The organism is Mesorhizobium sp. Root552, assembly GCF_001427285.1.
GTDB lineage: Bacteria > Pseudomonadota > Alphaproteobacteria > Rhizobiales > Rhizobiaceae > Mesorhizobium.
The window spans coordinates 43,284-68,438 of sequence record NZ_LMFV01000006.1; the positions used below are offsets into that span (position 1 = coordinate 43,284).

Genomic DNA, 25,155 nt, shown 5'->3' on the forward strand with positions numbered 1-25,155 from the left:
CCGTTCGGGATTTCGAGGCAGAAAGTGAAGCGAAATCAAATGGGATTTAAAGGGATGGTGCCCAGGGGCGGAATCGAACCACCGACACGCGGATTTTCAGTCCGCTGCTCTACCAACTGAGCTACCTGGGCATCTCTCGGAAATGTCGCATTGGCCGCGCTTCCGGCTTTTGCAACGTGCTTGGGCACCTGCGAAAGCGCGTGGGTTATAGCATGAGAATCCCGCCTGTCTAGACGCGTTGGAGGGTTTTAAATGCCATAACGATGCTCCTGCCCAGTGTGGCGTAGACAGGAATTCAGGCAGAGACCTGCTACTCCATGCGCCGATATGCCGTCAGGCTCGAATAACGCTTGCGCGGGCCGTATACACGCCAGAATTCGATCCAGAAGTTTGTGTTCCGAAACAGGAACTTGCCGCGGTAAAGATCGCTACCGCAGTGGTGATGAGCGACTTGGTTCGGCGCCAGTCCCAGTTTTATGAATTCCAGTCCGGTAGGAAAGAGCACGGTGATGCCATCATCGTCCATCGCAAGCTGATAGCTTCGATTTGCCTCGACGGTGGCCGTTCCGATTTGAAGCTCTCCGCGCTCGACGATCGATGTCTTGGTGAGCGTCGCAACACCGGCAAAGTGATGCTGCGTGTGGTTGAGGTGATCGACGACGGCACGCCTCACCCGCCAACTGCCGACGAAACCATATGCCAAGGGATCCATAGCCACACCAACTTTGCTGGCATCCCTATCACTCGCAGACCCAATCGTGTCCAGTCCCAGATCGGGAGGCGCACGCAAGCATGAGGATCGGATCAATCGAAAAAAGCGAACATTCCGACAAAAACAATGCGTTGGAATAGATATATGAAGAATGTCATTCCCCAGACCGTGAAGTATGGAGAATGAATTGTCTTCCGTTTCCTCAGTCGGCCGTGCAGCCAATGCCTTGCCGACCGAATCCGCTGGCAAAGCGACGCCCCCCTCGCCGTTAGACCGGCCCCTGATGCTGTGGCCGGGTATTGTCCTCGTCGCGATCGTGGTTGGGGCAGCCTATTCGCTGCGCGAATTTCCGGGGCTGACCATCTTCAGCCCGATGATCCTAGCGGTGATTATTGGAATGGTCTTCGCCAATGTCGTCGGCGTCGCACCGAACACCAAGGCCGGCATCGGTTTTTCCCAGAAGAGCCTGCTTCGCTTCGCCATTGTCATGCTGGGTTTCCAGCTCACGATTGGCCAGGTGCTTTCAATCGGAGCAAGCGGGTTTGGCATCGTCGCGCTCACCCTTGGCGCAACATTCTTGTTCACGATTACCCTCGGCCGTTTCCTTGGCGTGGAACGGCGGCTGGCTGAACTGATTGCCGCTGGAACTTCGATATGCGGCGCTTCGGCCATTGTCGCCACGAATGCAGTTACGTCTGCGCGCGACGAGGACGTGGCTTACGCCGTGGCCTGCATCACCTTGTTTGGAACCGTCGCTATGCTGGGTTATCCGCTGCTGGCTCCGGCGCTCGGCCTTGACCAGCATCACTTCGGACTTTGGGCGGGAGCTTCGATCCACGAGGTCGCGCAGGTTATCGGTGCGGCGTTCCAGAATGGCCCGGAAGCAGGTGAGATCGGAACGGTTGCGAAGTTGACGAGGGTGGCGCTGCTCGCACCGATGGTTATCGCGCTGGGTCTGGTTGTTCGCCGCGGCAGCGGTGGTCAGGACGGTGCGTCACGGCCGCCTTTGCCATTGTTCGTCGTCGGCTTTGTCGTCGTGGTTCTGTTCAACAGTTTCGTCGGTATTCCAGATGCCGTCCGCCCCACCGTCTCGTTCGTCACGACGCTGATGCTGTCGATGGGGCTGGCGGCGATGGGACTTCACACCAATGTTTCCGAGATAAGGTCCCGAGGCCTGAGGCCGCTCTTTCTTGCGCTTTCCGCATTTGTGTTTATCGCTGGTTTCAGTCTCATGCTGGTGAAGCTGGCGGGTTGAAGGACGCGGGATGACGCTTGAGCAGTTGCGGATTTTCGTTGCCGTTGCCGAACGCGAACACGTGACGCGCGCGGCCGCCGACCTCAATCTGACGCAGTCCGCAACCAGCGCCGCCGTGGCGGCTCTTGAAGCTCGCTACGCAACGAAACTGTTCGATCGTGTCGGTCGGCGTATCGCGCTGACCGATGCCGGAAGGATATTCCTGACTGAGGCAAAAGCGGTCCTTGCGCGTGCCGCGACGGCGGAACTTGTGCTGGCGGATCTTGCCGGATTGAAGGCCGGATCGCTTAATCTCGCTGCCAGCCAGACCGTCGGCAATTACTGGTTGCCAAAGGTTATCCATGCTTTCCGCACCGCCTATCCGGGCCTGTCGGTCGAACTCACAATGGGCAATACCGAGACCGTTGCCGCGCTGGTGAGGGATGGCGAGGCCAACCTCGGCTTTGTCGAGGGGCTGGTCGAAGATGCCGTGCTTCAGGCAACCGCGGTTGCCGATGACGAGATGATGCTCGTGGTGCCGGTAGGCCACGCCTGGGCCAAGGCAGGGCAGGGTGCAGAGATCGATTTGAGATCAAGCCGCTGGGTGCTGCGCGAACATGGGTCGGGCACGCGTTCCATCGTCCATGCGATGCTCAAGCAGCGAGGTTATGGCCTGTCCGATATCGAGATCGACATCTTGCTGCCCTCCAATGAAGCTGTGCGTGCGGCCGTCGAATCCGGAGCAGGAGCAACCGTTCTGTCTAAGCTTGTGGTTACGAGTGCGTTGCAGACCGGACGCCTTGTGGCGGTGGATTGTGCAGTACCGCGCCGCCAGTTCTATATGCTGCACCACAACCAGCACCATGTGACCGCAGCCGAGCGCGAATTCGTCCGTCTCGTCAAAGAAATTTCACTTTAGACGCAGTGTCGCTTCTCAGGAAACGGGCCGTTCGTCGGCGATCACTTTGCCATCGTTTGGCAGGCTGCCAGGCGGCACGAGTTCAACGGCGCCTTTCATCTTGGTGGAAGCAAGGAGTGCGGCCTCGATGGCCGGCGGCAAATCAGTCCGACTTGAGGCTGCTTCCACTTTCAGGAGCATCGCATCCTGCTCGTCCGCACGTGTGACGATCAGGCGAAGGCGGCCAAGCTCGGGAAATTTCTTTGCGATTGTGGCGATCTGGGCGGGGTCCACGAACATGCCCTTGACCTTGGTGCGTTGGTCAGCACGTCCAAGCCAGCCGGCAAGGCGCATGTTGGTCCGACTACAGGCGCTTGGTCCCGGCAATACGCGCGACAGATCGCCGGTGCCGAAACGCAACAGCGGATATTCCGCATTCAGCCTGGTGACCACGACTTCGCCCACGTCGCCATCGGCAACGGCTTCATTGGTTCCCGGTCGAACGATCTCGACAATCAGGTTTTCGTTCACGACGAGACCTGAACGTGCCGAGGTTTCATAGGCGATGACGCCGAGTTCGGCGCTTGCATAGGCTTGGTAGGCATCCACACCGTGATTGGCGACTTCCTGCTGCAGGGAAGCGGGGAAGGCTGCGCCGGAGACAACGGCTTGTCTGAACGGATTTACAAGGTTTCCCGCTGCCATGCGGTCGAGCAAGATTTTCAGGAAATCGGGCGTCCCGACATAGCCGGACGGCTTGAGAACCGCGATCGCCTCGACCTGTTGGTCGGTGTTGCCGACGCCTGCCGGAATGACGGCGCAGCCAAGCGCATGGGCGCCCGATTCCATGATGTGTCCGCCGGGAGTAAGGTGATAGCTGAAGGCGTTGTGCACTATATCCTTTGCCCGTATACCGGCGGCAAAGAACGCACGGGCCGAACCCCACCAATCGATGCCGTGCCCCTCGGGATCGAAGATCGGGCCGGGCGACACAAGGAGCCGCTTCAGGGCGCCAGTATCGACTGCCGTCAGTCCGGCAAAGGGTGGGTTTTCGGCTTGCAGGGACAGCAAGTTGCCTTTCCGGACAACCGGGATTTTTTGCAAGGCGGAACGCTCGCGCAGCGTTTCGATAGCGACGTCTTGTAGTTGCCGGTTCAGTGCCGGCGCCGTGCTGCGAGTGCCTTCAAGGAGCGAGCGCAGCTTTGCAAACAGCGCCGTCTCGCGGGCAATCGGGTCCTGGGTTTCATCGGCGGTGTAATGTAAGGACATCGGTCCTGTGACCTCTAAAGACTTTTCGGAAAAGGGCTGCCCGGCTCAGCTCAGCCAACGCTTGCGCCGCTTGTAGCTTTTGACATCGCGGAAGGATTTGCGGCCTTCGCCTCCGATTCCGAGGTAGAATTCCTTGACATCTTCATTGTCGCGCAAGGCATCGGCCGCTCCATCCATGACGATGCGGCCAGTTTCCAAAATGTATCCGTAGGTCGCGTATTTCAGCGCCATGTTGGTGTTCTGCTCGGCCACCAGGAACGACACGCCCTGCTTGCTGTTGAGATCTTTCACGATCTCGAAGATCTCGTCGACCACTTGCGGCGCGAGCCCCATCGACGGTTCGTCAAGCAAGATCATCTTGGGCCGGCTCATCATTGCCCGCCCGACGGCGCACATCTGCTGTTCGCCGCCGGATGTGTAGCCCGCCATGGATGAGCGACGCTGCTTCAATCGGGGGAAGTAGCTGTAGATCATCTCGAGGTCATCGCGGATGGCGCGGTTGCCGTCACGGCGGGTGAAGGCGCCGGTGAGGAGATTTTCCTCGATCGTAAGGTGGCCGAAGCAATGACGCCCTTCCATGACCTGGATGCAGCCTCGCCGCACCAGCTCATTGGGGCTGAGGCGATCCACGCGGTCGCCGTCGAATTCGATGGACCCCTTCGTGACCTCGCCGCGTTCGGAGTGAAGCAGGTTGGAGATGGCCTTGAGCGTCGTTGTCTTGCCGGCACCGTTGCCGCCGAGGATGGCAACGATGCCGCCTTGCGGAACGGTGAGCGATACGCCTTTCAACACCAGGATCACGTGATCGTAGATCACTTCGATATTGTTGACCGAAAGGATGGGTCGAGCAGGGTCGACCGCAGGAGATGAGGCAAGATCAGACATCGGTATACTCCGGGCTGAGATCCCTTCCCCTAAACCGGGGAAGGGAGAGTTCGATGGAAACGGCTGCTTGCCTCAGGAGGCGTCGCAGGCTTCCGAGCGCGTCGGCCAAGGCGCGTTCTTTTCCGCATAGGCCTTGGCATCGGCGTCGAGCAGCGGACCCACCTTGTCGCTCATCGGGGTGATGTAGTCCGATACCTTTTCATAGGCCGTGCCATTCCAGCTTTGAACGAACGTCGAGAAATGGCCGTTGTGGTCGGCGCAGCTGAGCTTGACCGGTCCGGTGAAGCCTTCCAGGCCCATCTCTTTCAGCCTGGCCTCATCGATGTTGAGGCTCTCAAGGCCGCGCCGGACGTCCTCGCCGGTAACAACCTTGTTGCCGGTGACCTTCTGGGCGGTGCGGATGGCCTCGGCGATCAGCATCGAATTGTAGACGCCGCGATTGTAGAGAACCTGGCCAACCTTGCTCTTGTCGGCGACCTGGCTCTTGCCGGTGTCGACGACATATTTCTGGATGTCGGCGAGGAGCGGGAAGTCTGCTCCCACGGCATGCCAGTTAAGGGTCTTGAAGCCCTTGGCGCCATCGCCGCCGCCTTTGGCGTCATCCTCGCTCGGCCACCAGATCGAGATGAACTTGTCCATCGGGAAGTTGGTTTTGACGGCTTCCTTGACGGCGGTGGAGTTGAGAGCGCCCCAGCCATAGAGGATCATGTAGTCGGGCCGGTCGCGCCGGACGCTCAGCCACTGAGAGGACTGGTTCTGCATATCGGCGGCCGCCACCGGATAGAGCTTGGCTTCGAAGCCAAGTTCCTTCGACAAGGATTCGATCAGCGGCAGCGGCTCGCGGCCAAAGCTGGCGTCGAGGTAGATGTAGCCGATCTTCTTGCCTTGCAGCTTCTCGATGCCGCCGCCTTCCTGTTCGGCGATGTACTTCAGGATCTGCGTGAAGCCGTCCCAGTAGGTTGCCGGAGGATTGAAGACCCAAGGAAATACATCGCCCTTTGCCGAGGCGGAGAGGCCATAGGCCATGGAAAGAACCGGGATCTTGTCGACGGCTGCCTTCGGGATCAGCGGCAAGGTGATGCCGGTCGACCACGGATTGACAAGGACCGGCTTCTTGGGCTTCACGGATTCATAGCACTCAAGCCCCTTCTTGGTGTCGTAGCCGGTTTCGCATTCCTCGACCACGAGCTTGACGCCGCCGATGCCGCCGTCGCGTTCGTTGAGCATGGTGAGGTAGTCGTGCATGCCGTTGGCAATGGGCGTGCCCGAGCCGGCAAAAGGACCGGTACGGTAAGTGAACAGCGGCACGAAGATTGAATCTTCCGCCTGCGCCGCATCGATCGCAGGCATGGCCAGCATGGACGCTGCCGACAATGCAAGTACCCAGTTTCTAAGAGACATTTGGTTCTCCTCCCATGTCTAGTTCCACAATGCCTTCGCCCTAGTAGGGGAAAGGCCATACGCGAAGTTTCTGTTTCGCGATCTGCCAAAGCCGGGCCAGTCCATGCGGCTCGACGATTAGGAAAAATATGATCAGGCCGCCGACGATCAGGAATGTCAGGTGCTCCACTGTTGCAGCGGCAATAGGTAGGCCGAGCGATTCAGGCAGTGCCCGGATGGCGATCGGCATGATGTGGATCAGCGCTGCGCCCATGAAGGAGCCGATCAGTGAGCCGAGGCCGCCGATGATGACCATGAACAGAAGCACGAAGGACAGCCGGATATCGAAGGCCGAAGGTTCGGCTGCGCCGAGCCACAGAAATACCATCAACGCGCCTGCAACACCGCAATAGAAGGATGATACGGCAAAGGCGAGCAGCTTGGCCGGCAGCAGCCGGATGCCCATCAGTTGTGCGGCGATGTCCATGTCGCGCACCGCCATCCAGGTGCGGCCGATCCTGCCATGCACGATGTTGGATGCGATGAGCGTCATCACCGCCACGATGACCAGAACGACGAGGTAGCGGGTAACGGGAGTGGCCGAGGGGCCGGTGATGGCGATGCCGAACAGCGTCCTTGCCGGTACCTCGATCGCGCCGGAAGGATTGTCGTTGTAGAGCCAGCTTATGCGTACGAAGCACCATTGCAGGAAGAACTGTGCGGCAAGCGTCGCCACAGCCAGGTAAAATCCCTTGATGCGCAGCGACGGCAGGCCGAACAATGCGCCGATGCCGGCGGCAAAGAAGCCTGAACAAAGAATCCAGACAAGGATGTTGACCTGCGGGAAGATCGTTGAGAGCTTGTAGGTGGCATAGGCGCCCACGCCCATGAAGGCGGCGGACCCGAGCGAAAGCAGGCCGGTATAACCGACGAGGATGTTCAGCCCGATCGCACCCAGCGACAGGATGAGGAACGGGATCATCACCGAGGCAAGCAGGAATTCATTGCCGAAGAGCGGGATGCCGACAAAGGCAATGGCGAGGATGATCGCCAGTCCATAGCGATCCTGCAGAATGGGAAACACCGCTGAATCTGCGGCATAGTTTTGCTTGAACTGACCTGTCTCGCGATAGAACATCTTGTCAGATCCGTTCGATTATCTTGTCGCCGAACAGGCCTTGGGGCCGGTAAAGCAGGAATACCAGGGCAATCACGTAGGCGAGCCAGCTTTCGATGCCGCCTCCGAGCAATGGCCCCCAGTAGAACTCGCCGAGCTTTTCGCCGACACCGATGATGAGCCCGCCAACGATGGCGCCGGGCACCGAGGTGAAACCACCCAGAACGAGCACCGGGAGCGCCTTGAGCGCGACCACCTCAAGTGCGAAGGATACGTCGGAGCGCGCGCCCCACATGATGCCGGTTACGAGCGCGACGAGCCCTGCGGCGAACCACACGATAACCCAGATCTGGTTGAGCGAGATGCCGACCGAAAGCGCGGCCTTGTGGCTGTCCGCGACAGCTCGAAGCGCTCGCCCGATGCGGGTCTTCTGGAAGAAGACAGCGAGGCCGGCGATCATCACCGAGGCGATGACGGCTGCGGCGATATCGAGCTTCTGAAAGCTGACGCGCCCTCCCAGCATCTCAACGTCGATGGAGCCACTTGGCAGGAACAGTTCGTTGGCGATCATCTGCTTGGGATCGCCGCCAAAGACCATCTCGCCGAAACCGATAAGCAGATAGGTGATGCCGAAGGTGGCCATGAACAGGATGATGTCCGGTTGGTTGACCAGCGGGCGAAGCACTACCCGCTCGACCAGGACGGCGAAGACGAACATGACGGCAGCAGCCAGAATGAGCGCCACGAAGGCCGCGACAGGGCCGGAGAAGCCGAGTGCCGCGAATTTCTCGTAGGAGCCGACCAGCGTCAGGGCGGAAAACACCACCATGATGCCTTGGGCGAAGTTGAACACGCCCGAAGCCTTGAAGATCAGCACGAAGCCTAGTGCGATCAGCGCGTAAAGCACGCCTGAAACCAGACCCTCCCACAAAGTCTGCACCAGGAGGTCTGGCATCTGCACCATCTGCATGAAGGGGTCGATGAAGATGTTGTACAGCATGGCCTAGTGCCCCACGCCCAGATAGGCCTCTATGACCTTGGGGTCCGACTTGATCTTTTCCGGAATGCCGTCGGCGATCTTGTGCCCGTATTCGAGCACGACGACGCGATCCGAGAGGTCCATGACGACGCCCATATCGTGTTCGATCAGCGCTATCGTGGTGCCGAAGTGCCGGTTGAGGTCGAGGATGTAGCGGCACATGTCCTCTTTTTCCTCCATGTTCATTCCGGCCATCGGTTCATCCAGCAACAACAGTTCCGGCTCCATTGCGAGTGCTCGGCCAAGCTCGACGCGCTTTTGCAACCCGTAGGGAAGCTTGCCGACCGGCGTCTTGCGGATGGCTTCGATCTGAAGGAAATCGATGATGTCCTCGACCACGCGCCGATGCTCGATCTCCTCGCGCATGGCCGGCCCGTGGCGCAGCATCTGCCAGATGAAACCGCGATGCATCTTCAGCGTGCGGCCGACCATGATATTGTCCAGCGTGGTCATGCCGCGAAAAAGCGCGACGTTCTGGAACGTGCGGGCAATGCCTTGGCTAGCGGCTTGATAGGGACGCATGCGCGAGCGGGTCTGGCCCTTGTATGTGATGCGGCCCTGCTGGGGATGGTAGAACCCGTTGACCACGTTGAGCATCGAGGTCTTGCCGGCGCCGTTGGGGCCTATGATGGCGCGGATCTCACCCTTGCGAATATCGAACGAGACGTCGGTGATCGCTTTCACGCCGCCGAAGCCGAGTGAAACGCCGTCAACCGCAAGCAAGATTTCGCTCGACGAGTTCATGCGGCAGCATCCAGTTTTTGCACATCTCGAACCTCGGCGTCGGCAATGCGTACGCGTGCCGAAATCACGCCTTTGCGCCCGTCTTCGAAAGTGACTTCGGTCGAGATGTCGGCTGCGTCCGAACCGTTGTAGAGGGCATCGACCAGCGGTTTGTAGCGCTCTGCGATGAAGCCGCGCCGTACCTTCTGCGTGCGGGTCATCTCGCCATCGTCGGCGTCCAGTTCCTTGTGCAGGATGAGGAAGCGCCGCACCTGCGCCGCAGCCATTCGCGGTTCAGCAGCCAAGGCTCTGTTTACTTCGGCAACATGCCCGGCGAACATCGAGTAGACTTCGGGACGCTGCGCCAGTTCCTGATAGGAGGCGTAGGCGATGTTGTTGCGCTCGGCCCAGTTGCCAACGGCAGTCAGATCGATGTTGAGCATGCAGGTTACGAACTCCTGGCCCTGCCCGAACGCCACCGCCTCCTTGATGTTGGGATAGAATTTCAGCTTGTTTTCGATGTATTTCGGCGCGAACAGCGCGCCTGAACGCAGCTTGCCGACATCCTTTGCCCGGTCGATGATGTTGAGGTGGCCTTCGTTGTCGAAGAAGCCGGCATCGCCAGTCTTCACATAACCGTCCGTGGTCACCGTCTCGACGGTCTTCTCGTCATCCTTGTAGTAGCCGATGAACTGGCCGGGCGAGCGATAGAGAACCTCGCCATCGTCGGCGATGCGGATATCGACGTTGGGCGTGGCGGGTCCAACCGTTCCGGCGCGGATATGTCCGTCGAGCTGCGAGGTGACATAAAGAAACGCTTCGGTCTGGCCGTAGAGTTGCTTCAGGTTCAGGCCGAGCGACCGGTAGAACGAGAAAAGGTCCGGTCCAATCGCTTCGCCGGCAGTGTAGGCAACGCGGATGCGCGAGAAGCCGAGGACATTTTTGAGCGGAGCGTAGACGAGCAGATTGCCGAGCGCGTAGTTGATCCGCGCGCCGAAAGGCACCTGTTCCCCATTGAGGATTTTTTCGCCCCAGCGTCGTGCCACACCGATGAAGTGGTTGAACATGCGCCGCTTCAAGGAGCCGGCATCTTCCATGCGGATGGTGATGCGTGTGAGCAGCGCCTCGAAGATGCGCGGCGGCGCGAAATAGAATGTGGGACCGATTTCCTGCAGGTCGGCTTCTGCCGTTTCCCGGCTTTCCGGACAGGCGACGCAAAAGCCGGCAACCATGGCATGGGCATAGTTGAGGTAGTGGTCGCCGACCCACGCCAGCGGCAGGTAGGCAAGCACTTCGTCGCGATCGGTCAGCTTGTCGAATTCGACCGTATCCCGAGCCGCAGCTATCGAGCGCCCGGCGGAAAACAGCACGCCTTTCGAACGGCCGGTAGTCCCGGACGTATAGAGGATGATCGAAATATCGTCGGCGGTTCCACGATCACGCTCAGCGTCTATCGCCGCCGCCGCGGCTGGATCGGCGGCAAGCTGCGTGCGTCCTTTCTCGATGATATCATCGAGGGCGTGCAACTGGCTGTGGTCGTAGTCGCGCAGGCCACGAGGCTCGTCGTAGAGCACCACTTTCAGATTGGGTATCTTATCCTGGATGGTGATGAGCTTGTCGACCTGCTCCTGGTCCTGAACGACGGCAAAGCCGACATCGGCGTGGGCAAGAACATAGGCCATCTCGTCGGCAACGGCGTCGGCATAGACCGGTACCGGGATCGCGCCCAGCCATTGCGCGGCAAGAATTGTCCAGTACATCGCCGGTCGGTTCTCGCCGATGACGGCGATTGTCGCGCCTCGCTCCAGCCCGAGTTGGCGAAGCCCCGCTGCATAGGCGCGGATGGTCTCGGCCATTTCGCTCCAGGTCCACGTCCGCCAGATGCCGAGATCCTTGTGGCGCATTGCGGGCCGGGTGGGCCTGACACGAGCGTGCTCGCACAACAGCTTGGCGAACGTATCGAGTCGCGGCGTCTCACTCCCTTGTGCCAAGGCACGCCTCCCGTTTGTTCCCTTGACGCCGGTGTCATCCCGGCTGTTGGTTGAAGCTCGCAAGCTGGGCCCTCTTTTTCAACCTCCGGCTTGACAGACTCCAAGGCCTCATCCGATATAGGCTACCGGAGTCCGTTTCCCCTCGACAATCCAACTTTCGTTGCCGCCTTGGCTGGACGCGCTGCTATTCACCGTAGCGGCGCAGCCTTTCGAGATTGAGGATGGTGACGCCAGCACCTTCGTTGCGCAGCAGGCCGGCCTTTTCCAGTTCCTGCAAGGTTCGGTTGGCGACCTGCCTGGAAACACCTGCCAGCAAGCCGATTTCCTCCTGGCTGATATCGAGATGCGTGCCAACGGAAGGACTGATGATCGGGTTGAACAGGGAGGCGAGATTACGCGCCACCTTGGCTGTCGAATCCAGCGTCCGATCATATTCGACCAGCGCGATGAACTGGCCAAGCCGCTCATTGAACAGGCGAACCAGAAGCCGGTTGAAGGCCACGCTATTGTCGTAGAGCCACAGAAAAGTTGCCCTGTTCAACAGCGCGACTTGCGTTCGGCGCAGCGCGATCACGTCATACTGGCGCGGCTCGTCCTTGAGCAGGGAACCTTCGCCGAACCAGCACCCTGGCGGCAGGCCGGCATAGGTCACCGCCTTGCCGGAAATGGTGATGGATCCCAGCTTGAGCAGGCCGCTGACTATCCCGATCCAGTTGTCGACGCGGTCGCCGCGGTGGATGAGGTAGGTTCCGGCATCGAGAGTGCGCCATGAAATGCCACGGCGCGCGCGCTCCTGCTCGTCGCGAGGAAGTTCCTGCGCCCAAAACGTCGACGTCAGAAATTGTTCCTCGCTTATCACGCGCGCACCTCTTGCCGGGATGATGGGCGTACACTGTTCGATCCGCAATAGTCACGCATGCTGTCTGGTTCTCCCGTCGAAACAGGCCCAACAGCCGGCAAGCAGTGCCGGATTGTGGAATTTGTGAGATAAGATCAGAAGACATGTCGACATCGTCTAACCACAATAGCCATTCGCCCGGAGGCATCCATGACCAATTCGACTATCTCTGCCCGCAAGAATGCGTCCATTTCGCGCGGTGTCGGCATGACCACGCAGATTTATGCCGATCGCGCCGAGAACTCGGAGATTTGGGATGTCGAAGGCAATCGCTACATCGATTTCTCATCGGGCATTGCGGTGCTGAATACCGGACACCGTCATCCCAAGGTGATGGCGGCGGTCAAGGCGCAGCTCGACCGCTTCACGCATACCTGCCACCAGGTCGTTCCGTACGAAAGCTATGTGCATCTTGCCGAGCGGCTGAACGGTATGTTGCCCGGCAAGTTCGACAAGAAGACGATTTTCGTCACCACCGGCGCCGAGGCAGTGGAGAACGCGGTCAAGATCGCCCGCAATGCTACCGGCAGGCAGGCTGTGATCGCCTTTGCGGGCGGCTTTCATGGCCGTACCTTCATGGGCATGGCGCTGACCGGGAAGGTCGTCCCCTACAAGGTTGGCTTCGGCGCGATGCCGGGCGACGTATTCCATCTGCCGTTCCCGGTTGAACTCCATGGCGTGTCTGTCGCGGATTCCCTGTCGGCCCTCGACCGCCTGTTCAAGGCCGATGTCGATCCGGCTCGCGTTGCAGCGATCATAGTCGAGCCAGTGCAGGGCGAGGGTGGCTTCTACGAGGCCCCGCGCGAGTTGATGAGCGCTCTGCGCAAAGTGTGCGATCAACATGGCATCCTGCTCATTGCGGACGAGGTGCAGACCGGATTTGCCCGTACCGGCAAGATGTTTGCGATGGACCATCATGAGGTCGCGCCGGACCTCACCACAATGGCCAAGAGCCTTGCCGGTGGCTTCCCGCTTTCAGCCGTGACGGGTCGAGCCGAAGTCATGGACGCGCCGGGGCCGGGCGGTCTTGGCGGCACATATGGCGGCAACCCGCTGGGCATTGCCGCCGCCCATGCCGTACTCGACGTAATCGAGGAAGAAAAGCTTTGCGAGCGCGCGGATATGCTGGGCAACCGGCTGAAGCAGCGGCTGGAATCCCTGCGCAGCGATGTTCCCGAAATCGTCGATATCCGTGGCCCCGGTTTCATGAATGCCATCGAGTTCAACGATGTCAAAAAGAAACTGCCGTCCGCGGATTTTGCCAACGCCGTGCGCCTGAAGGCGCTCGACAAGGGCCTGATCCTGCTGACCTGCGGCGTCTACGGCAACGTCGTGCGCTTCCTGGCCCCCATCACCATCCAGGACAACGTCATGACCGAGGCTCTCGACAAGCTGGAAGCCTCGATCAGGGAAGCAAGGGCGTAGAAAGCAATTCCGGGAAAGGTGGAAACCGGTTTTCCGTCCGGAATTTCGCAAAAGCCGACAGCAATCAGGCCGTCGCTGGAACTGGAGTTGCGGCCTGGAAGGCGGCGAGATCGGCCTTGAGCGCATCAGCTCCGGCTGAAACGGCTGCCTTGGTCGGTGAGAAACCGGCGCCGAGCATCTTGCGTCCCATCATGTGATCGGCCGGCCGGTTGACGGATTCAATCGCCACCAGCCGCTCGTCGGCAAAGTGATAGATCGAGAACTTGTTCTCGGTCGGCTCGCCGACTGCCACGTGATTGTCTGCGCCGGTATTCAGGCCGACCATCTGCATCTTGATGTCGCCGATATCCGACCAGAACCACGGCACTGCCGAATAGGCATCAGAATGGCCGACGATCGTGCGCGCGGCCAGGCGGGCCTGATCCGTGGCGTTCTGGACGGACTCCAGCCGGACGTCGTTGCCGGTGAACCAGTGCCGATAAGACGCAACGTCGCCGATTGACAGGATTTCCGGCTCGGACGTCCGCATCTGCGCGTCAACGCGGATGCCGTTGCCGGTGGCAATACCGGCAGCCTCGGCCAGTTCTATATTTGGGACCACGCCGATACCCACGATTACAAGCTGCGCCGGCAGGCGCTCTCCACTTGCAGTGACTGCCGCCGAAACACGGCCGTTATTGCCTTCCAGCCGCGAAACGGTGGTATCGGTTAGGATGCGCACCCCTGCCGTTTCGAGCCGTTGCCTGACGTGGCTTCCAATTGCGGGCGCTACCACGCGCCCAAGCAAACGGTCGGCGGCTTCGACAACGGTGACATTGCGCCCGCCTGCCCTGAGAGTGGCGGCGATTTCCAGCCCGATAAAGCCACCGCCGAGAATGACGACGTCGGTACAGTCTGAACTCAGTTCGCGGATCAACCGTGCATCAGCGATCGAGCGCAACGACACGACGCCATCCAACTCGGTCCCGGCAATTGGCAATTTGCGTGGCCTAGACCCGGTCGCAAGGATCAATCGATCGAAAGCAAGCTGCTTTCCTCCGGAAAGTTCCAGACGCCGTCCGGCCAGATCGATACGATCGATCCACAGACCGGGCCGATAGTCGATTGCATTGCCGGTGTAGAAAGCTTCGCCGCGCAGTGGTTGGGGCTTTGCCTCGGCATCCTTGATGAAGGTCTTGGAGAGCGGCGGCTTGTGGTAGGGCAGCTCGTTCTCGTCGCCAATCAGCACGACGGGGCCTTCGAAGCCTTCTTCACGCAGGCTCGCGGCCGCCTGCACGCCGGCATGGCCGGCTCCGACGATGATCACACCGTTGTTCATGACAATCAGCTTTCCGAAGTCCGAAGAATAGAATTCCCAGCCAAGTGGCGATTGTCTGGTTCCGCCACAAGTATCGTCATTCGGGTCGCACCCGGAATGGCATGGTGTCAACCGGGGCGTTTGGCAGCCGGCGAGCCAAAGTCGGGCTCAAAAACTTGACCATATCAGTTTAGAATAGTTCTAAACTATTGTTTCAATTATCTTTTCCTGACGATTCCGGTTGACTTTGGCAATCGGCGTCGTTTTATGGGGAGAGGGCGCTACGGTGCTCGTCCTTTGATGTCTGGGCCTTTAACCCTTTCGATTGGAGGTAATCGGTGTCTTGCTTGGCCGGCTGCGCGGTATCGCGCCAATCTGGTCTTGTCCGCACTATGTGCGGTTTTCGCGACGACGTCGGTCCACCTTGTCGAAAATATCGGTCAGGCAGGCCATGGAGACCACGTTGACGCGGTTGAATGGTTTTTGGGTGTCTTCGAGGAGATGAGAGCGATGGTCAAATCAAGGGTTATAGTCCGCAACAGAGGCAGGTTGGCCGCAATTGGCGCAACGGCGTTGCTGACGGCTGCGGCATTCGTTCTGCCCGCCAGAGCTGAGACCGATGCCAAGGCGGTCGTGAAGACCTATGCCGACATCGCGCTCGCCAAATATGAGGATTCGCTGACAACGGCCAAGGCGCTTGATGCGGCTGTCGATGCGCTGATTGCCAAGCCTTCGGCGGAGACGCTCAATGCTGCACGTGACGCCTGGAAGGCATCGCGCATTCCCTACCAGCAGACGGAAGTCTACCGCTTCGGCAATCCGATCGTCGATGATTGGGAAGGGCGCGTGAACGCCTGGCCGCTGGACGAAGGCCTGATCGACTACGTCGATGGCGGCTACGGCACGGAATCGGATGAGAATTCTCTCTATACCGCCAACGTCATCGCCAACAAGAAGATCGAGATCGACGGTAAGGAGATCGATGCTTCGAAACTGACGCCGGAATTTTTGTCGGAAACGCTGCAGGAAGCCGGCGATATCGAGGCCAACGTCGCCACCGGCTATCACGCCATCGAATTCCTGCTGTGGGGCCAGGATCTGAACGGCACCGGCCCCGGCGCTGGAAACCGCCCCTACACCGACTATGACACCGCCAGCTGCACCGGCGGCAATTGCGACCGTCGCGCCGAATATCTGAAGTCTGCCAGCACGCTTCTGGTTTCCGACCTCGAAGAAATGGTCGGCAACTGGAAGGACGGCGGCGAGGCGCGCAAGGCCCTTGACGGCGAAGATGCCAAGGCCGGCCTTGCCACCATCCTGACCGGCATGGGCTCGCTCTCATACGGCGAACTGGCAGGCGAGCGCATGAAGCTTGGTCTTCTGCTGCACGATCCGGAAGAGGAGCATGATTGCTTCTCGGACAACACCTACATCTCGCATCTATATGACGCCGTCGGCATCCGCGACGCCTATCGCGGCAGCTACAAGCGTCTCGATGGATCGGTCGTCGAAGGTCCGTCGCTGGCCAATCTCGTCAAGGAAGCCGATCCGGCGCTCGATACCGAGCTTTCCGGCAAGCTGGACACTACTGTCTCCAAGATGGAGGCGATTGAGGCGCGCGCCGTTGGCGGCGAGGCTTACGACCAGCAGATCGCCGAAGGCAATGCCGAGGGCAATGCGACCGTTCAGGCGGCAATCGACGGTCTGGTCGACCAGACCAAGTCGATCGAGCGCGCCGTGGCCGCATTGAAGCTGGACGCGATCGCCTTCGAAGGTTCGGACAGCCTCGACGCGCCAGACAAGGTGTTCCAGTAACAGGAAGCCGTAATTTCCAGCTACGCGGCGCGCAACGCGCCGCCAAGCCAGACCGATAGAAAATGCTTATCTGCCATTGCAACATCATCACGGAAAAGGAAATCGAGCAGGCGATCATCGACCTGCTCGACCAGGATTCGTGGCAGTTGATTGTGCCTGCTAAGGTCTATCATTCGATGAAGAAGCGCGGTCGCTGTTGCGGCTGCTTCCCAAATGTGGTCGAAACGATAATTCGGGTAACCGAGCAGTACCACGCGCGCTCGGAGGCGGGCGCCGTGGACATCGTTTCACACTTGGATCGCGTAAGAGGCTTGCGCGTCCAATACGGGAGCATGACCCATGAAAGGCGAAAGTCAGATCATCGAGCGGCTTAATGAAGCTCTTTTTCTAGAGTTGGGCGCCGTCAACCAGTACTGGGTGCACTACCGCCTTCTCGAGGACTGGGGATACATAAAGCTCGCCAAGAAGGAGCGAGAAGAATCGATCGAGGAAATGCAGCATGCCGACAAGTTGGTCGCGCGCATCATTTTCCTCGAAGGCCATCCGAACCTGCAATCCGTTGCGCCGTTGCGCATCGGGCAGAACGTGAAGGAAGTCCTGGAATCGGACCTGGCCGGCGAATATGACGCGCGAACTTCCTACAAGAGGTCGCGCGAGATCTGTAACGAGTTGGGCGACTACGTCACCATGAAGCTGTTCGAAGAGCTGTTGTCCGATGAGGAGGGTCACATCGACTTCCTTGAGACGCAGCTCGACCTCCTTGCCTCGATTGGCGAGGAAAAATACGGACTGCTCAACGCCGCGTCGGCCAACGAGGCCGAATAGGACATGCGGGAATGCGGCGCATCTTGAATCTTATGCGCCGCGCGCGGCAGGCCCTTGCGGGTCTGCCGTCTCTCCCGGGACCAGGTCGCAGGCTCGCATGGCTGGGCGCGGCAGTTCTTGTCGCGCTCGCGTTGCCGGCTACTGCGCAGGAACCCGTTGGACTTTCGCCCGTCCGAAAGGACCTGACGCCGAAGGACCAACGCCGGGTCGAGTCCGTCACCAAGCCAACTGCCGATTTTTCCAAGCCCGAACAATTTGAGCTCATGCAAGGCGGCGCAGGCACGTCGAAGCGGCGGGTCAATGCCGATTCCTTCTCGCATTCATCGGCCAACATCACTTTTGAGGAAGAAGGCACCTTCAAGCTTGGCAACGCCATCTTCCGCAAGAATTGGGTGTCTTCCCCCTCCTCGACGCAGGCCTCGGATGGTCTGGGGCCGCTGTTCAATGCCCGTGCCTGCCAAAGCTGCCACCTGAAGGATGGGCGGGGACATCCCCCGGAGAACAGTCTCGATGCGACTTCCATGTTCCTCAGGCTGGCGCGCGAGGCGGAGACAGCGGAGGAAAAAGCTGCTGTTGCGGACCATAGGGTCTTGAACTTTCCGGACCCGACCTATGGCAGCCAGTTGCAGGATCTTGCCGTGCCCGGCCTTGCCGGTGAAGGCCGTATGCAGATCACCTATCAGGAACAGCCGGTCACTCTCGGTGACGGCACTGTGGTTTCGCTGCGCAAGCCGACCTATGCGGTGGCTGACCCTGCCTACGGGCCGCTCGATTCGCGCATCACGCTGTCGCCACGCATTGCCAACCCCATGATCGGTCTTGGCCTTGTCGAGCAAATCCATCCGGCGGATATTCTTGCCCACGCCGATCCCGACGACAGCAACGGCGACGGCATTTCCGGCAAGGCTGCAATCGTGCGCGATCCGGCAACCGGCGAATTGACGCTCGGCCGCTTCGGCTGGAAGGCGCAGGCGGCTACCATACGCCAGCAATCGGCGGATGCGCTGGCGGGCGATATCGGCGTATCTTCACCCGAAGCGCCACGGAACTGGGGCGACTGCACGGAGGCGCAAGCCGAATGCCGCGCCATGCCGACCGGCGTCCAACCACGCCTTGGCGACACCGAGGCTCCGGTGCCGGTGATGAATCTGGTTACATTCTACTCCCAGAACCTGGCCGTGCCGGCACGGCGCGACCTCGACAAGCCTGATGTCCTGGCGGGGAAGAAAGCATTCTACGAAATGGGCTGCGTTGCATGTCATGCGCCGAAGTTTGTCACCCGGCGCGATGCACCCAACAAGGCGCAATCATTCCAGCTGATCTGGCCGTATTCCGATTTCCTGCTGCACGACATGGGCGAAGGCCTTGCCGATGGCCAACAGGTTGGCGATGCTTCGGGGAGCGAATGGCGCACCCAGCCCTTGTGGGGTATCGGCCTCACTCAGCGCGTCAACGGCCACACTTTCTTTCTGCATGACGGCCGCGCCCGAAATCTCACCGAGGCCGTCCTGTGGCATGGCGGGGAAGCACAAGGGGCACGCGACAGGTTTGCGGCAGCGAGTGCTGCCGAACGTCAGGCATTGATAAAGTTTCTGGAGTCGCTGTGATGCTGAAGCGTCTCGCATTTGTAGCTTTGCCGCTCGCCTTCGCGCTTGCGCAGCCAGCGCAAGCAACCGTGAAGGCGTCGGACGTCATCGGCCAGGCGGTCGATGGCTTCATCCGCCCTGCTTATGCACAACTGCATGAGCGCGCGACGACGCTTGCCACGAGCGTAAAGGACCTGTGTGTGACACCTGGCCAGGCAAATCTCGTTGCGGCCCGCACCGCCTTTTCGCAAGCTACAAGGGCTTGGTCGCAGGTGGAGATCATCATGTTCGGGCCTGTCCGTGAGGACAACCGCTACGAACGCATGCTGTTCTGGCCCGACCGCAAGTCGATCGGCCTGAAACAGGTGCAGGCCGCTCTGGCAGGCAAGGACCCGACCGCGGCGGACACTGCCCAGTTGGCGGGCAAGAGCGTAGCCATGCAAGGATTTGGTGCGCTGGAATACCTACTTTTCGGAACCGATGCTGAGACCCTTGCCGGTAAGGATGGCGCCTACAGATGCACCTTTGGTGCCGCTGTCGCCGAAAATATCGAGACGATGAGTGGCGACATCAGCGCCGAATGGGAGAAGAAGGATGGCTTTGCGGCCATTTGGGCGACCCCGGGTGCGGACAATCCGGTCTATCGCACTGGCTCCGAGGCCGTGACCGAACTGATGGGCGTTTTCATCAATGGACTGGAGATGGTCCGCGATGTCCGCGTCAAAGGCTTCCTCGGAGGCAACCCGGACATGGACAAGCCGAAACAGGCGATCTACTGGCGCTCGCAAGGCACTGCGGCATCGCTTGCAGCCAATCTAGAAGGTATGGATCGGCTTTTCCAGAGCGCTCATCTGGCGGACGCCTTGTCGCCCGACGCGCGCTGGATTGCGGAATCGATCCACATTCAGCTTGTGAATGGCGTTGCCTCGGCGAGCGACGTCACCGGACCGATAGACGAGGCGCTTGCCGATTCGGAACGGCGGGCCAAGCTTGATCATTTCGTACTGGTGACGAGCAGCCTCTCAAATCTATTCGGTACGCGGCTCAGCGGCGAGTTTGGGCTCACGGCCGGGTTCTCGTCGCTCGACGGGGATTGAATTGTGAAGCGGGTTCTGATCGACCGCCGTGATTTCTTGCGTGCTGCAGGTGCAAGTTTCGCTGCGGCCGTGGCACCCGCCGCATGGGCAAACACGCTGGCTGCGGATGCGGTTTTCGCAACCGCCTTCGTAAGGCGCGACGGCAGCTATGGTGCCGCGGTGTTGTCTGAGGCAGGCAAGGTGCTTCACGCCATCGACTTGCCCGACCGTGGCCATGACGTCGCCTTCGACCCGGTTTCACGCCGCTCGGTGGTATTTGCTCGTCAGCCGGGCACCTTCGCCATGGTGTTCGACCATTCAGGTCGCGAAAAGCCGCGCACCATTTCCAGCATCACTGGCAGGCACTTTTTCGGCCACGGCGTCTTTTCGCGGGACGGCGCGCTGCTCTACGCCACGGAGAACGATTTCGACAAGGCTGCCGGCGTGGTCGGCGTCTACGACGCGCGTTCGAATTTCGAACGCGTAGGCGAGTTCCCCACCTACGGGACCGGGCCGCATGAATTACTCCTGCTCGGCGATGGCCGGACCATCGCCGTAGCCAATGGGGGCATCGAGACACACCCCGACTACGGCCGCGCCGAATTGAATCTCGCCACCATGAAGCCCTCCTATGTGCTCATTGATCGCATCAGCGGCGACATGATTGAAAAGCACGAACTGCCGGCCGAACTGCACCAGCTTTCTATCCGGCACATGGCGGAGGACGGCAACAACACCGTTTGGTTCGGATGCCAGTACCGTGGCCCGGTGACCGACAGGCCGCTATTGGTTGGCCGCGCGACACGTGGCAAGGACCTGTCGCTTCTCGATATGCCGGACGGTGTGCTGAATGGCTTCCGAAACTATATTGGGTCGGTGGCGACCAACCCCGATGCTGGCACGATTGCCGTATCCTCGCCGCAGGGCAATTCGCTGGCCGTGATCGAAGCCGCGACCGGAAATGTCGTTTCGACCGGCAGCCTTGTCGAAGTCTGCGGTCTGGCGCCGGATAGGGCAGGTTTCATCGCGACCACTGGCGGCGGCGCAATTGTGAGGCCGGATGGCCAGACCTCGACCGATCCCGACCATGTCTGGGACAACCACATGCTGCGGATCGAGGCATGAGAATTGGCCTCAGGCTTTCAGCAGCCACTCGTGCTCGGCGGCGTTGTTGAATTTCCAGGTACGTTTCGGCCCCGCCATGACGTTGAGGTAATAAAGGTCGTAGCCGTGGCAGGCCGCGCAGGGGTGATAGCCCTTCGGAACCAGCACCACGTCGCCGTCCTCGATGGCGACTGCTTCGTCCAGCGACCGGTCGTCAGTATAGACACGCTGGAAGGCAAAGCCCTGCGGAGGGTTGAGCCTGTGGTAATAGGTCTCTTCCAGATAGGATTCCGCCGGCAAATTGTCTTGGTCATGCTTATGCGGCGGATAGCTCGATGTGTGCCCGCCAGGGGTGATGACTTCCACTACCAGCAGGGAATCGGCCGGTTGTCCCTCCGGCAGGATGTTGGTCACATAGCGGGTATTGGTGCCCTTGCCGCGCGTCTCCTGGCCGAGTTCTTCTGGGCCGATGACGCGGACGGGCAGGTTGCCGCCGAGGCCCGGCGCTGAGCAGACGGCAAGCTCGATATCGGTCTCTGCCCGCACCCGCCAGTGAGCGCCCTGCGGCACATAGATCGACCAGGGCTTGCCGTCGAATGGCGACATGCGCTCGCCAAGCAGGCCGAAATCGCGGCCATTGGCTTCCACCGTGCCTTTTCCCGAAATGAACACCAGGCAGACCTCGCGATCGGCCATTTCTGCGGCGACCGTTTCCCCCCGCTGCAGCCGATGAAGTTCGAAACCGACGTAAGTCCATCCGGCGCTTTGCGGTGTCACGTTGACAACGCGCCCGTGTTCCTCGCGTTTTGGTCTGACGAGGAGTTTCGACATGGCGACGACCTATTCCTTCGGCTCAGCAGGGGTCGAAGGGGCGTCTTCGCCTGCCGGCTTGTAGGCGTAGAAGAACTGCCAGACCCCATAGGCTGCTGCGCCCAGTGCGATCATGCCCCAGAAAGGCGTGCCGGTGGCAAACTCGATACCCGCCCAAAACAGGCACAACGCGACAACCGCAACGCGTCGCCACAACGGTCGGAAAAAGGGGTGTTCGGAATCTTTGACCATCGAATCTTTCTCGCTCAGTCTGCCGGAAATCCTTCCGCCTCGACGGTATAGCCGGCAGCCGTCATTACGCGCATCAATTCCTTGTAGCCCACCTGCGCCATCTTGAGCGGCGGGTTTTTCCTCGGGTCCTGTTCTGCCTCGACCACGAACCAGCCTTCATAGCCATAGTCCGCGAATTTCTGCACGATAGTTCCAAAATCCAGCGATCCGTCACCGGGAACGGTAAAAGCCCCTAGCGCCACCGCGTCGAGGAACGAGCTTTTCGTCCAGTCGAGCGCCTTGATGACGTCCATGCGCACGTCCTTCACGTGCACATGGCTGATGCGCCGGTGATGATTGTCGATGGCGCGCAGTATATCGCCGCCGGCAAAGGCGAGATGGCCGGCATCGAGCAGCAGCGGAATGCCTTCACCGGAATGGTTCATGAACGCGTCCAGTTCATGTTCGAACTGCACCACTGCGGCCATGTGGTGATGGTAGGATAGTGGCATGCCTTGGTCGGCGCACCATTCGCCAAACTCTGTCACCTTGTGGGCATATGTCTTCATCTCGACGTCTGCGAGCACGGCTTTTGTGGCTAGCGGCTTCGAGCGGTCACCCTGGATCGAGCGGCCTACTTCTCCATAGACGATGCAGGGCGCGTCGACAGCCTTGAACAGTTCGATCATTGGTGCGATGCGAGCCTTGTTGGCCGCCAGATCTTCATTCACCAGCGTGCCCGAAAACCAGCCGCCGCATAGCGTTACGTCGGCTTTCCTGAGAATGGGAAGCATGACGGACGGGTCGCTGGGGAAGCGACGGCCCATCTCCATGCCGGTAAAGCCTGCCGAGCGAGATTGGCGCAGGCATTCCTCCAAAGATGCGTCGTCGCTGAGTTCAGGCAGATCGTCGTTCCACCATGCAATGGGGGACATGCCGAGTTTAGCCTTCACGTCGTCACTCCAGTTTTGGGCTAGTCACCGATATTTTGCATCTGGCGCTTTTGGTCGTAGGTCTTGCGCGCCGCCTCGACCTCTGGACGCGCACTGACTTGCGGCACCGCGACATCCCACCAATGGCCACCTGCTTCCGTCGAAGCCAGGGGATCGGTCTCGATGACGACTACTGTTGTGCGGTCGTTGGCCTTTGCCTTCGCAAGTTGGGTTTCCAGTTCAGCAATGGATGCCGCCTTGACGCCAACAGCGCCCATGCTTGTTGCATGGGCTGCAAAGTCGATGTCGGGCAGCGTCTCGTGCCGGGTGTCTTTCAAGAGATTGTTGAAGTTGGCGCTGCCTGTCGCCATCTGCAGGCGGTTGATGCAACCGAAGCCGCGATTGTCGAGCAGCACTATTGTGAGCCTCAATCCAAGCATCACCGAAGTGGTGATCTCGGAGTTCAGCATCAGGTAGGAACCGTCGCCAAGCATGACGACGACTTCCTCGTCCGGTTTCGCCATCTTGGCGCCAAGTCCACCGGCGATCTCGTAACCCATTGTAGAAAAACCGTATTCCCCATGATACGAGCCCGGCTTGCCTGCTTGCCAAAGCTTGTGAAGTTCACCGGGCAATCCGCCAGCGGCATGCAGGACAGTCGCCTCTGACCCCATGATGCGCTGGACCGCCCCGATCACCTGCGCGTCCGAAGGCAAGGCCACATTTGTCGCGGCGGTGACCCTGGCAGCCTCGACTTGCCATGCCGCTTTGCCCTTCCGTGCATTCTCCGACCAGCTGGCGGGTGCTTGCCAGCCATCCAGCGCCTCCCGCAACTCCTCAAGTCCTTCTCGAGCATCCGCCACCAACGGTAGAGAACGATGCTTGCCGGCGTCGAAAGGCTGTACATTGAGCCCGATGATGCTCTTTGTCTTGGCTTGAAACAGGGCCCAGGACCCGGTGGTGAAATCTTGAAGCCGGGTGCCTATCGCGAGCACCACGTCGGCCTCCGCCGCCAATCGGTTTGCTGCCTCGGTCCCGGTGACGCCAACGGCTGCCATGTTGAGTGCGTTGAGGTCGGGCAGCGAGGATTTTCCACCTTGTGTCTCGCACATCGGAATGCCAGTTGCCTCGACGAATTTTGCCAGTTCAGTAGAGGCTTGCGAATAAAGCACGCCGCCCCCTGCGACGATCAACGGTTTCTTGGCAGCCCTCAGCGTTTTTGCAGCCACCTCAAGTTCGGATCTATCGGGTCGGGGCCGGCGCGGAATCCAGATCCGCTCGGCGAAGAAGCTTTCAGGATAATCGTAGGCTTCGGCTTGGACATCCTGACACAGCGACAGTGTCACTGGACCGCATTCCGCCGGATCGGTTAGCACCTGCATTGCTCGGTTCAGCGCTGGAATGATCTGTTCGGGACGGGCGATGCGATCGAAGTAACGGGACACCGGTCGGAAGCAGTCGTTGGCCGACACCGTTCCGTCGCCGAAGTCTTCAACCTGCTGCAGAACGGGATCGGGAATGCGGCTGGCGAATACGTCGCCCGGCAGAAACAGGATCGGCAACCGGTTGACGTGGGCAAGAGCAGCGGCGGTGACCATGTTGACCGCGCCGGGCCCAATTGAGCTGGTTGCCGCCATGAAGCGTCGGCGGAAATTCGCCTTGGCGAAACCGATTGCAGCGTGCGCCATTGACTGCTCGTTCTGACCGCGAAAGGTCGGCAACCGATCCTTGACGGAGTGAAGCGCTTCACCAAAACCGGCGACATTGCCATGGCCAAAGATCGCCCATACGCCGCCGAAGACCGGTAACTTCCGGCCATCGATCTCGGTCATCTGTGCACACAGGAAACGGGCCAGAGCTTGCGCCATCGTCAGGCGGACCGTTTTTGCCATGATAGCTCCTCTCTGC

At 60.1% G+C, this 25,155-nt stretch carries 24 protein-coding genes and 1 tRNA gene; 9 read left to right on the top strand and 16 right to left on the bottom strand.

Translation table 11 applies throughout. The annotated features are described in order from the left end of the window. Window positions 1-55 precede the first annotated feature (55 nt). A tRNA-Phe gene (locus ASD50_RS03705) sits at window positions 56-131 on the bottom strand. A 179-nt stretch (window positions 132-310) separates the two neighbouring features. Next, window positions 311-790 (bottom strand): DUF6314 family protein, encoded by a 480-nt coding sequence (locus ASD50_RS03710; protein ID WP_156464926.1) that lies wholly within the window; start codon window positions 788-790, stop codon window positions 311-313. A 208-nt stretch (window positions 791-998) separates the two neighbouring features. Here ASD50_RS03710 and ASD50_RS03715 point away from each other — a divergent pair, with 208 nt between their 5' ends. Both ASD50_RS03715 and ASD50_RS03720 read left to right on the top strand, forming a co-directional pair. After that, the gene (locus ASD50_RS03715) at window positions 999-1,967 is read left to right on the top strand and encodes a YeiH family protein (protein ID WP_413813871.1); all 969 of its coding nucleotides are present in this window, start codon (window positions 999-1,001) and stop codon (window positions 1,965-1,967) included. A 10-nt stretch (window positions 1,968-1,977) separates the two neighbouring features. Continuing rightward, window positions 1,978-2,865, top strand: coding sequence for a LysR family transcriptional regulator (locus ASD50_RS03720; protein ID WP_056236370.1), 888 nt, complete (start codon window positions 1,978-1,980; stop codon window positions 2,863-2,865). A gap of 15 nt (window positions 2,866-2,880) precedes the next feature. Here ASD50_RS03720 and ASD50_RS03725 read toward each other — a convergent pair whose 3' ends face one another. The 8 genes from ASD50_RS03725 to ASD50_RS03760 all read right to left on the bottom strand — a co-directional run bounded on the left by ASD50_RS03725 (window position 2,881) and on the right by ASD50_RS03760 (window position 12,107). Beyond that, on the bottom strand, window positions 2,881-4,113 hold the full coding sequence (locus tag ASD50_RS03725) for a phenylacetate--CoA ligase family protein (protein WP_056236372.1): 1,233 nt from the start codon (window positions 4,111-4,113) through the stop codon (window positions 2,881-2,883). A 45-nt stretch (window positions 4,114-4,158) separates the two neighbouring features. Next, on the bottom strand, window positions 4,159-4,998 hold the full coding sequence (locus ASD50_RS03730; RefSeq protein ID WP_056236375.1) for an ABC transporter ATP-binding protein: 840 nt from the start codon (window positions 4,996-4,998) through the stop codon (window positions 4,159-4,161). A gap of 72 nt (window positions 4,999-5,070) precedes the next feature. Continuing rightward, window positions 5,071-6,399, bottom strand: coding sequence for an ABC transporter substrate-binding protein (locus tag ASD50_RS03735; RefSeq protein WP_056236377.1), 1,329 nt, complete (start codon window positions 6,397-6,399; stop codon window positions 5,071-5,073). Window positions 6,400-6,439: 40 nt separating this feature from the next. Further along, on the bottom strand, window positions 6,440-7,516 hold the full coding sequence (locus ASD50_RS03740; protein WP_056236380.1) for a branched-chain amino acid ABC transporter permease: 1,077 nt from the start codon (window positions 7,514-7,516) through the stop codon (window positions 6,440-6,442). Window positions 7,517-7,520: 4 nt separating this feature from the next. Further along, window positions 7,521-8,495 (bottom strand): branched-chain amino acid ABC transporter permease, encoded by a 975-nt coding sequence (locus ASD50_RS03745; RefSeq protein WP_056236383.1) that lies wholly within the window; start codon window positions 8,493-8,495, stop codon window positions 7,521-7,523. A 3-nt stretch (window positions 8,496-8,498) separates the two neighbouring features. Then, window positions 8,499-9,278, bottom strand: coding sequence for an ABC transporter ATP-binding protein (locus ASD50_RS03750; protein WP_056236385.1), 780 nt, complete (start codon window positions 9,276-9,278; stop codon window positions 8,499-8,501). Continuing rightward, the gene (locus ASD50_RS03755) at window positions 9,275-11,248 is read right to left on the bottom strand and encodes an AMP-dependent synthetase/ligase (protein ID WP_056236387.1); all 1,974 of its coding nucleotides are present in this window, start codon (window positions 11,246-11,248) and stop codon (window positions 9,275-9,277) included. The genes ASD50_RS03750 and ASD50_RS03755 overlap by 4 nt, the downstream gene beginning before the upstream one ends. A gap of 184 nt (window positions 11,249-11,432) precedes the next feature. Next, window positions 11,433-12,107, bottom strand: coding sequence for a Crp/Fnr family transcriptional regulator (locus ASD50_RS03760; protein WP_056236494.1), 675 nt, complete (start codon window positions 12,105-12,107; stop codon window positions 11,433-11,435). Window positions 12,108-12,296: 189 nt separating this feature from the next. On the opposite strand from ASD50_RS03760, the gene ASD50_RS03765 reads away from it, so the two are divergent. Next, window positions 12,297-13,571, top strand: coding sequence for a 4-aminobutyrate--2-oxoglutarate transaminase (locus ASD50_RS03765; protein WP_056236389.1), 1,275 nt, complete (start codon window positions 12,297-12,299; stop codon window positions 13,569-13,571). A 64-nt stretch (window positions 13,572-13,635) separates the two neighbouring features. Here ASD50_RS03765 and ASD50_RS03770 read toward each other — a convergent pair whose 3' ends face one another. Then, entirely contained in the window at window positions 13,636-14,889 is a 1,254-nt protein-coding gene (locus ASD50_RS03770) for an NAD(P)/FAD-dependent oxidoreductase (RefSeq protein WP_056236390.1), read from the bottom strand. A gap of 489 nt (window positions 14,890-15,378) precedes the next feature. Between ASD50_RS03770 and ASD50_RS03775 the strand changes: the two genes are divergently transcribed. Then, window positions 15,379-16,683 carry an imelysin family protein gene (locus ASD50_RS03775; RefSeq protein WP_056236496.1) on the top strand — a complete coding sequence of 435 codons (1,305 nt, stop codon included), beginning with the start codon at window positions 15,379-15,381 and terminating at the stop codon, window positions 16,681-16,683. 20 nt (window positions 16,684-16,703) lie between these two features. On the opposite strand, the gene ASD50_RS23725 is transcribed toward ASD50_RS03775, so the two are convergent. After that, window positions 16,704-16,898 carry a hypothetical protein gene (locus tag ASD50_RS23725; RefSeq protein WP_244484421.1) on the bottom strand — a complete coding sequence of 65 codons (195 nt, stop codon included), beginning with the start codon at window positions 16,896-16,898 and terminating at the stop codon, window positions 16,704-16,706. Between ASD50_RS23725 and ASD50_RS22250 the strand changes: the two genes are divergently transcribed. The 5 genes from ASD50_RS22250 to ASD50_RS03800 are packed head-to-tail and all read left to right on the top strand — an operon-like array spanning window position 16,806 to window position 21,295. Further along, window positions 16,806-17,057, top strand: coding sequence for a (2Fe-2S)-binding protein (locus ASD50_RS22250; protein WP_244484422.1), 252 nt, complete (start codon window positions 16,806-16,808; stop codon window positions 17,055-17,057). The genes ASD50_RS23725 and ASD50_RS22250 overlap by 93 nt on opposite strands. Further along, window positions 17,023-17,508 (top strand): bacterioferritin, encoded by a 486-nt coding sequence (gene bfr / locus ASD50_RS03785; RefSeq protein ID WP_056103540.1) that lies wholly within the window; start codon window positions 17,023-17,025, stop codon window positions 17,506-17,508. Before ASD50_RS22250 ends, bfr begins: the two co-directional genes overlap by 35 nt. Window positions 17,509-17,519: 11 nt before the next feature. Beyond that, entirely contained in the window at window positions 17,520-19,115 is a 1,596-nt protein-coding gene (locus ASD50_RS03790) for a di-heme oxidoredictase family protein (protein WP_056236393.1), read from the top strand. After that, window positions 19,115-20,191 carry an imelysin family protein gene (locus ASD50_RS03795; protein ID WP_056236396.1) on the top strand — a complete coding sequence of 359 codons (1,077 nt, stop codon included), beginning with the start codon at window positions 19,115-19,117 and terminating at the stop codon, window positions 20,189-20,191. The genes ASD50_RS03790 and ASD50_RS03795 overlap by 1 nt, the downstream gene beginning before the upstream one ends. Window positions 20,192-20,194: 3 nt before the next feature. Further along, entirely contained in the window at window positions 20,195-21,295 is a 1,101-nt protein-coding gene (locus ASD50_RS03800; protein ID WP_056236398.1) for a DUF1513 domain-containing protein, read from the top strand. 9 nt (window positions 21,296-21,304) lie between these two features. On the opposite strand, the gene iolB is transcribed toward ASD50_RS03800, so the two are convergent. The 4 genes from iolB to iolD are packed head-to-tail and all read right to left on the bottom strand — an operon-like array spanning window position 21,305 to window position 25,139. Continuing rightward, on the bottom strand, window positions 21,305-22,105 hold the full coding sequence (iolB, locus tag ASD50_RS03805; RefSeq protein ID WP_056236399.1) for a 5-deoxy-glucuronate isomerase: 801 nt from the start codon (window positions 22,103-22,105) through the stop codon (window positions 21,305-21,307). Between the two features lie 9 nt (window positions 22,106-22,114). Further along, window positions 22,115-22,336 (bottom strand): DUF3329 domain-containing protein, encoded by a 222-nt coding sequence (locus ASD50_RS03810; RefSeq protein WP_056236402.1) that lies wholly within the window; start codon window positions 22,334-22,336, stop codon window positions 22,115-22,117. Between the two features lie 14 nt (window positions 22,337-22,350). Beyond that, window positions 22,351-23,268: a myo-inosose-2 dehydratase gene (gene iolE, locus ASD50_RS03815; RefSeq protein ID WP_056236403.1), complete on the bottom strand. Its 918-nt coding sequence runs from the start codon at window positions 23,266-23,268 to the stop codon at window positions 22,351-22,353. A gap of 20 nt (window positions 23,269-23,288) precedes the next feature. After that, complete coding sequence (iolD, locus tag ASD50_RS03820; protein WP_056236406.1) at window positions 23,289-25,139, bottom strand: 3D-(3,5/4)-trihydroxycyclohexane-1,2-dione acylhydrolase (decyclizing); 1,851 nt, start codon at window positions 25,137-25,139, stop codon at window positions 23,289-23,291. Between the last annotated feature and the right edge of the window lie 16 nt (window positions 25,140-25,155).

Excerpts from the sequence above, each read along its gene's own strand:
- ASD50_RS03720 (WP_056236370.1), top strand. The coding sequence starts at position 1,978 with ATGACGCTTGAGCAGTTGCGGATTTTCGTTGCCGTTGCCGAACGCGAA.
- ASD50_RS03725 (WP_056236372.1), bottom strand. The coding sequence starts at position 4,113 with ATGTCCTTACATTACACCGCCGATGAAACCCAGGACCCGATTGCCCGC.
- ASD50_RS03730 (WP_056236375.1), bottom strand. The coding sequence starts at position 4,998 with ATGTCTGATCTTGCCTCATCTCCTGCGGTCGACCCTGCTCGACCCATC.
- ASD50_RS03735 (WP_056236377.1), bottom strand. The coding sequence starts at position 6,399 with ATGTCTCTTAGAAACTGGGTACTTGCATTGTCGGCAGCGTCCATGCTG.
- ASD50_RS03740 (WP_056236380.1), bottom strand. The coding sequence starts at position 7,516 with ATGTTCTATCGCGAGACAGGTCAGTTCAAGCAAAACTATGCCGCAGAT.
- ASD50_RS03745 (WP_056236383.1), bottom strand. The coding sequence starts at position 8,495 with ATGCTGTACAACATCTTCATCGACCCCTTCATGCAGATGGTGCAGATG.
- ASD50_RS03750 (WP_056236385.1), bottom strand. The coding sequence starts at position 9,278 with ATGAACTCGTCGAGCGAAATCTTGCTTGCGGTTGACGGCGTTTCACTC.
- ASD50_RS03765 (WP_056236389.1), top strand. The coding sequence starts at position 12,297 with ATGACCAATTCGACTATCTCTGCCCGCAAGAATGCGTCCATTTCGCGC.
- ASD50_RS03770 (WP_056236390.1), bottom strand. The coding sequence starts at position 14,889 with ATGAACAACGGTGTGATCATCGTCGGAGCCGGCCATGCCGGCGTGCAG.
- ASD50_RS03775 (WP_056236496.1), top strand. The coding sequence starts at position 15,379 with ATGGTCAAATCAAGGGTTATAGTCCGCAACAGAGGCAGGTTGGCCGCA.
- bfr (WP_056103540.1), top strand. The coding sequence starts at position 17,023 with ATGAAAGGCGAAAGTCAGATCATCGAGCGGCTTAATGAAGCTCTTTTT.
- ASD50_RS03790 (WP_056236393.1), top strand. The coding sequence starts at position 17,520 with ATGCGGCGCATCTTGAATCTTATGCGCCGCGCGCGGCAGGCCCTTGCG.
- ASD50_RS03795 (WP_056236396.1), top strand. The coding sequence starts at position 19,115 with ATGCTGAAGCGTCTCGCATTTGTAGCTTTGCCGCTCGCCTTCGCGCTT.
- iolB (WP_056236399.1), bottom strand. The coding sequence starts at position 22,105 with ATGTCGAAACTCCTCGTCAGACCAAAACGCGAGGAACACGGGCGCGTT.
- ASD50_RS03810 (WP_056236402.1), bottom strand. The coding sequence starts at position 22,336 with ATGGTCAAAGATTCCGAACACCCCTTTTTCCGACCGTTGTGGCGACGC.
- iolD (WP_056236406.1), bottom strand. The coding sequence starts at position 25,139 with ATGGCAAAAACGGTCCGCCTGACGATGGCGCAAGCTCTGGCCCGTTTC.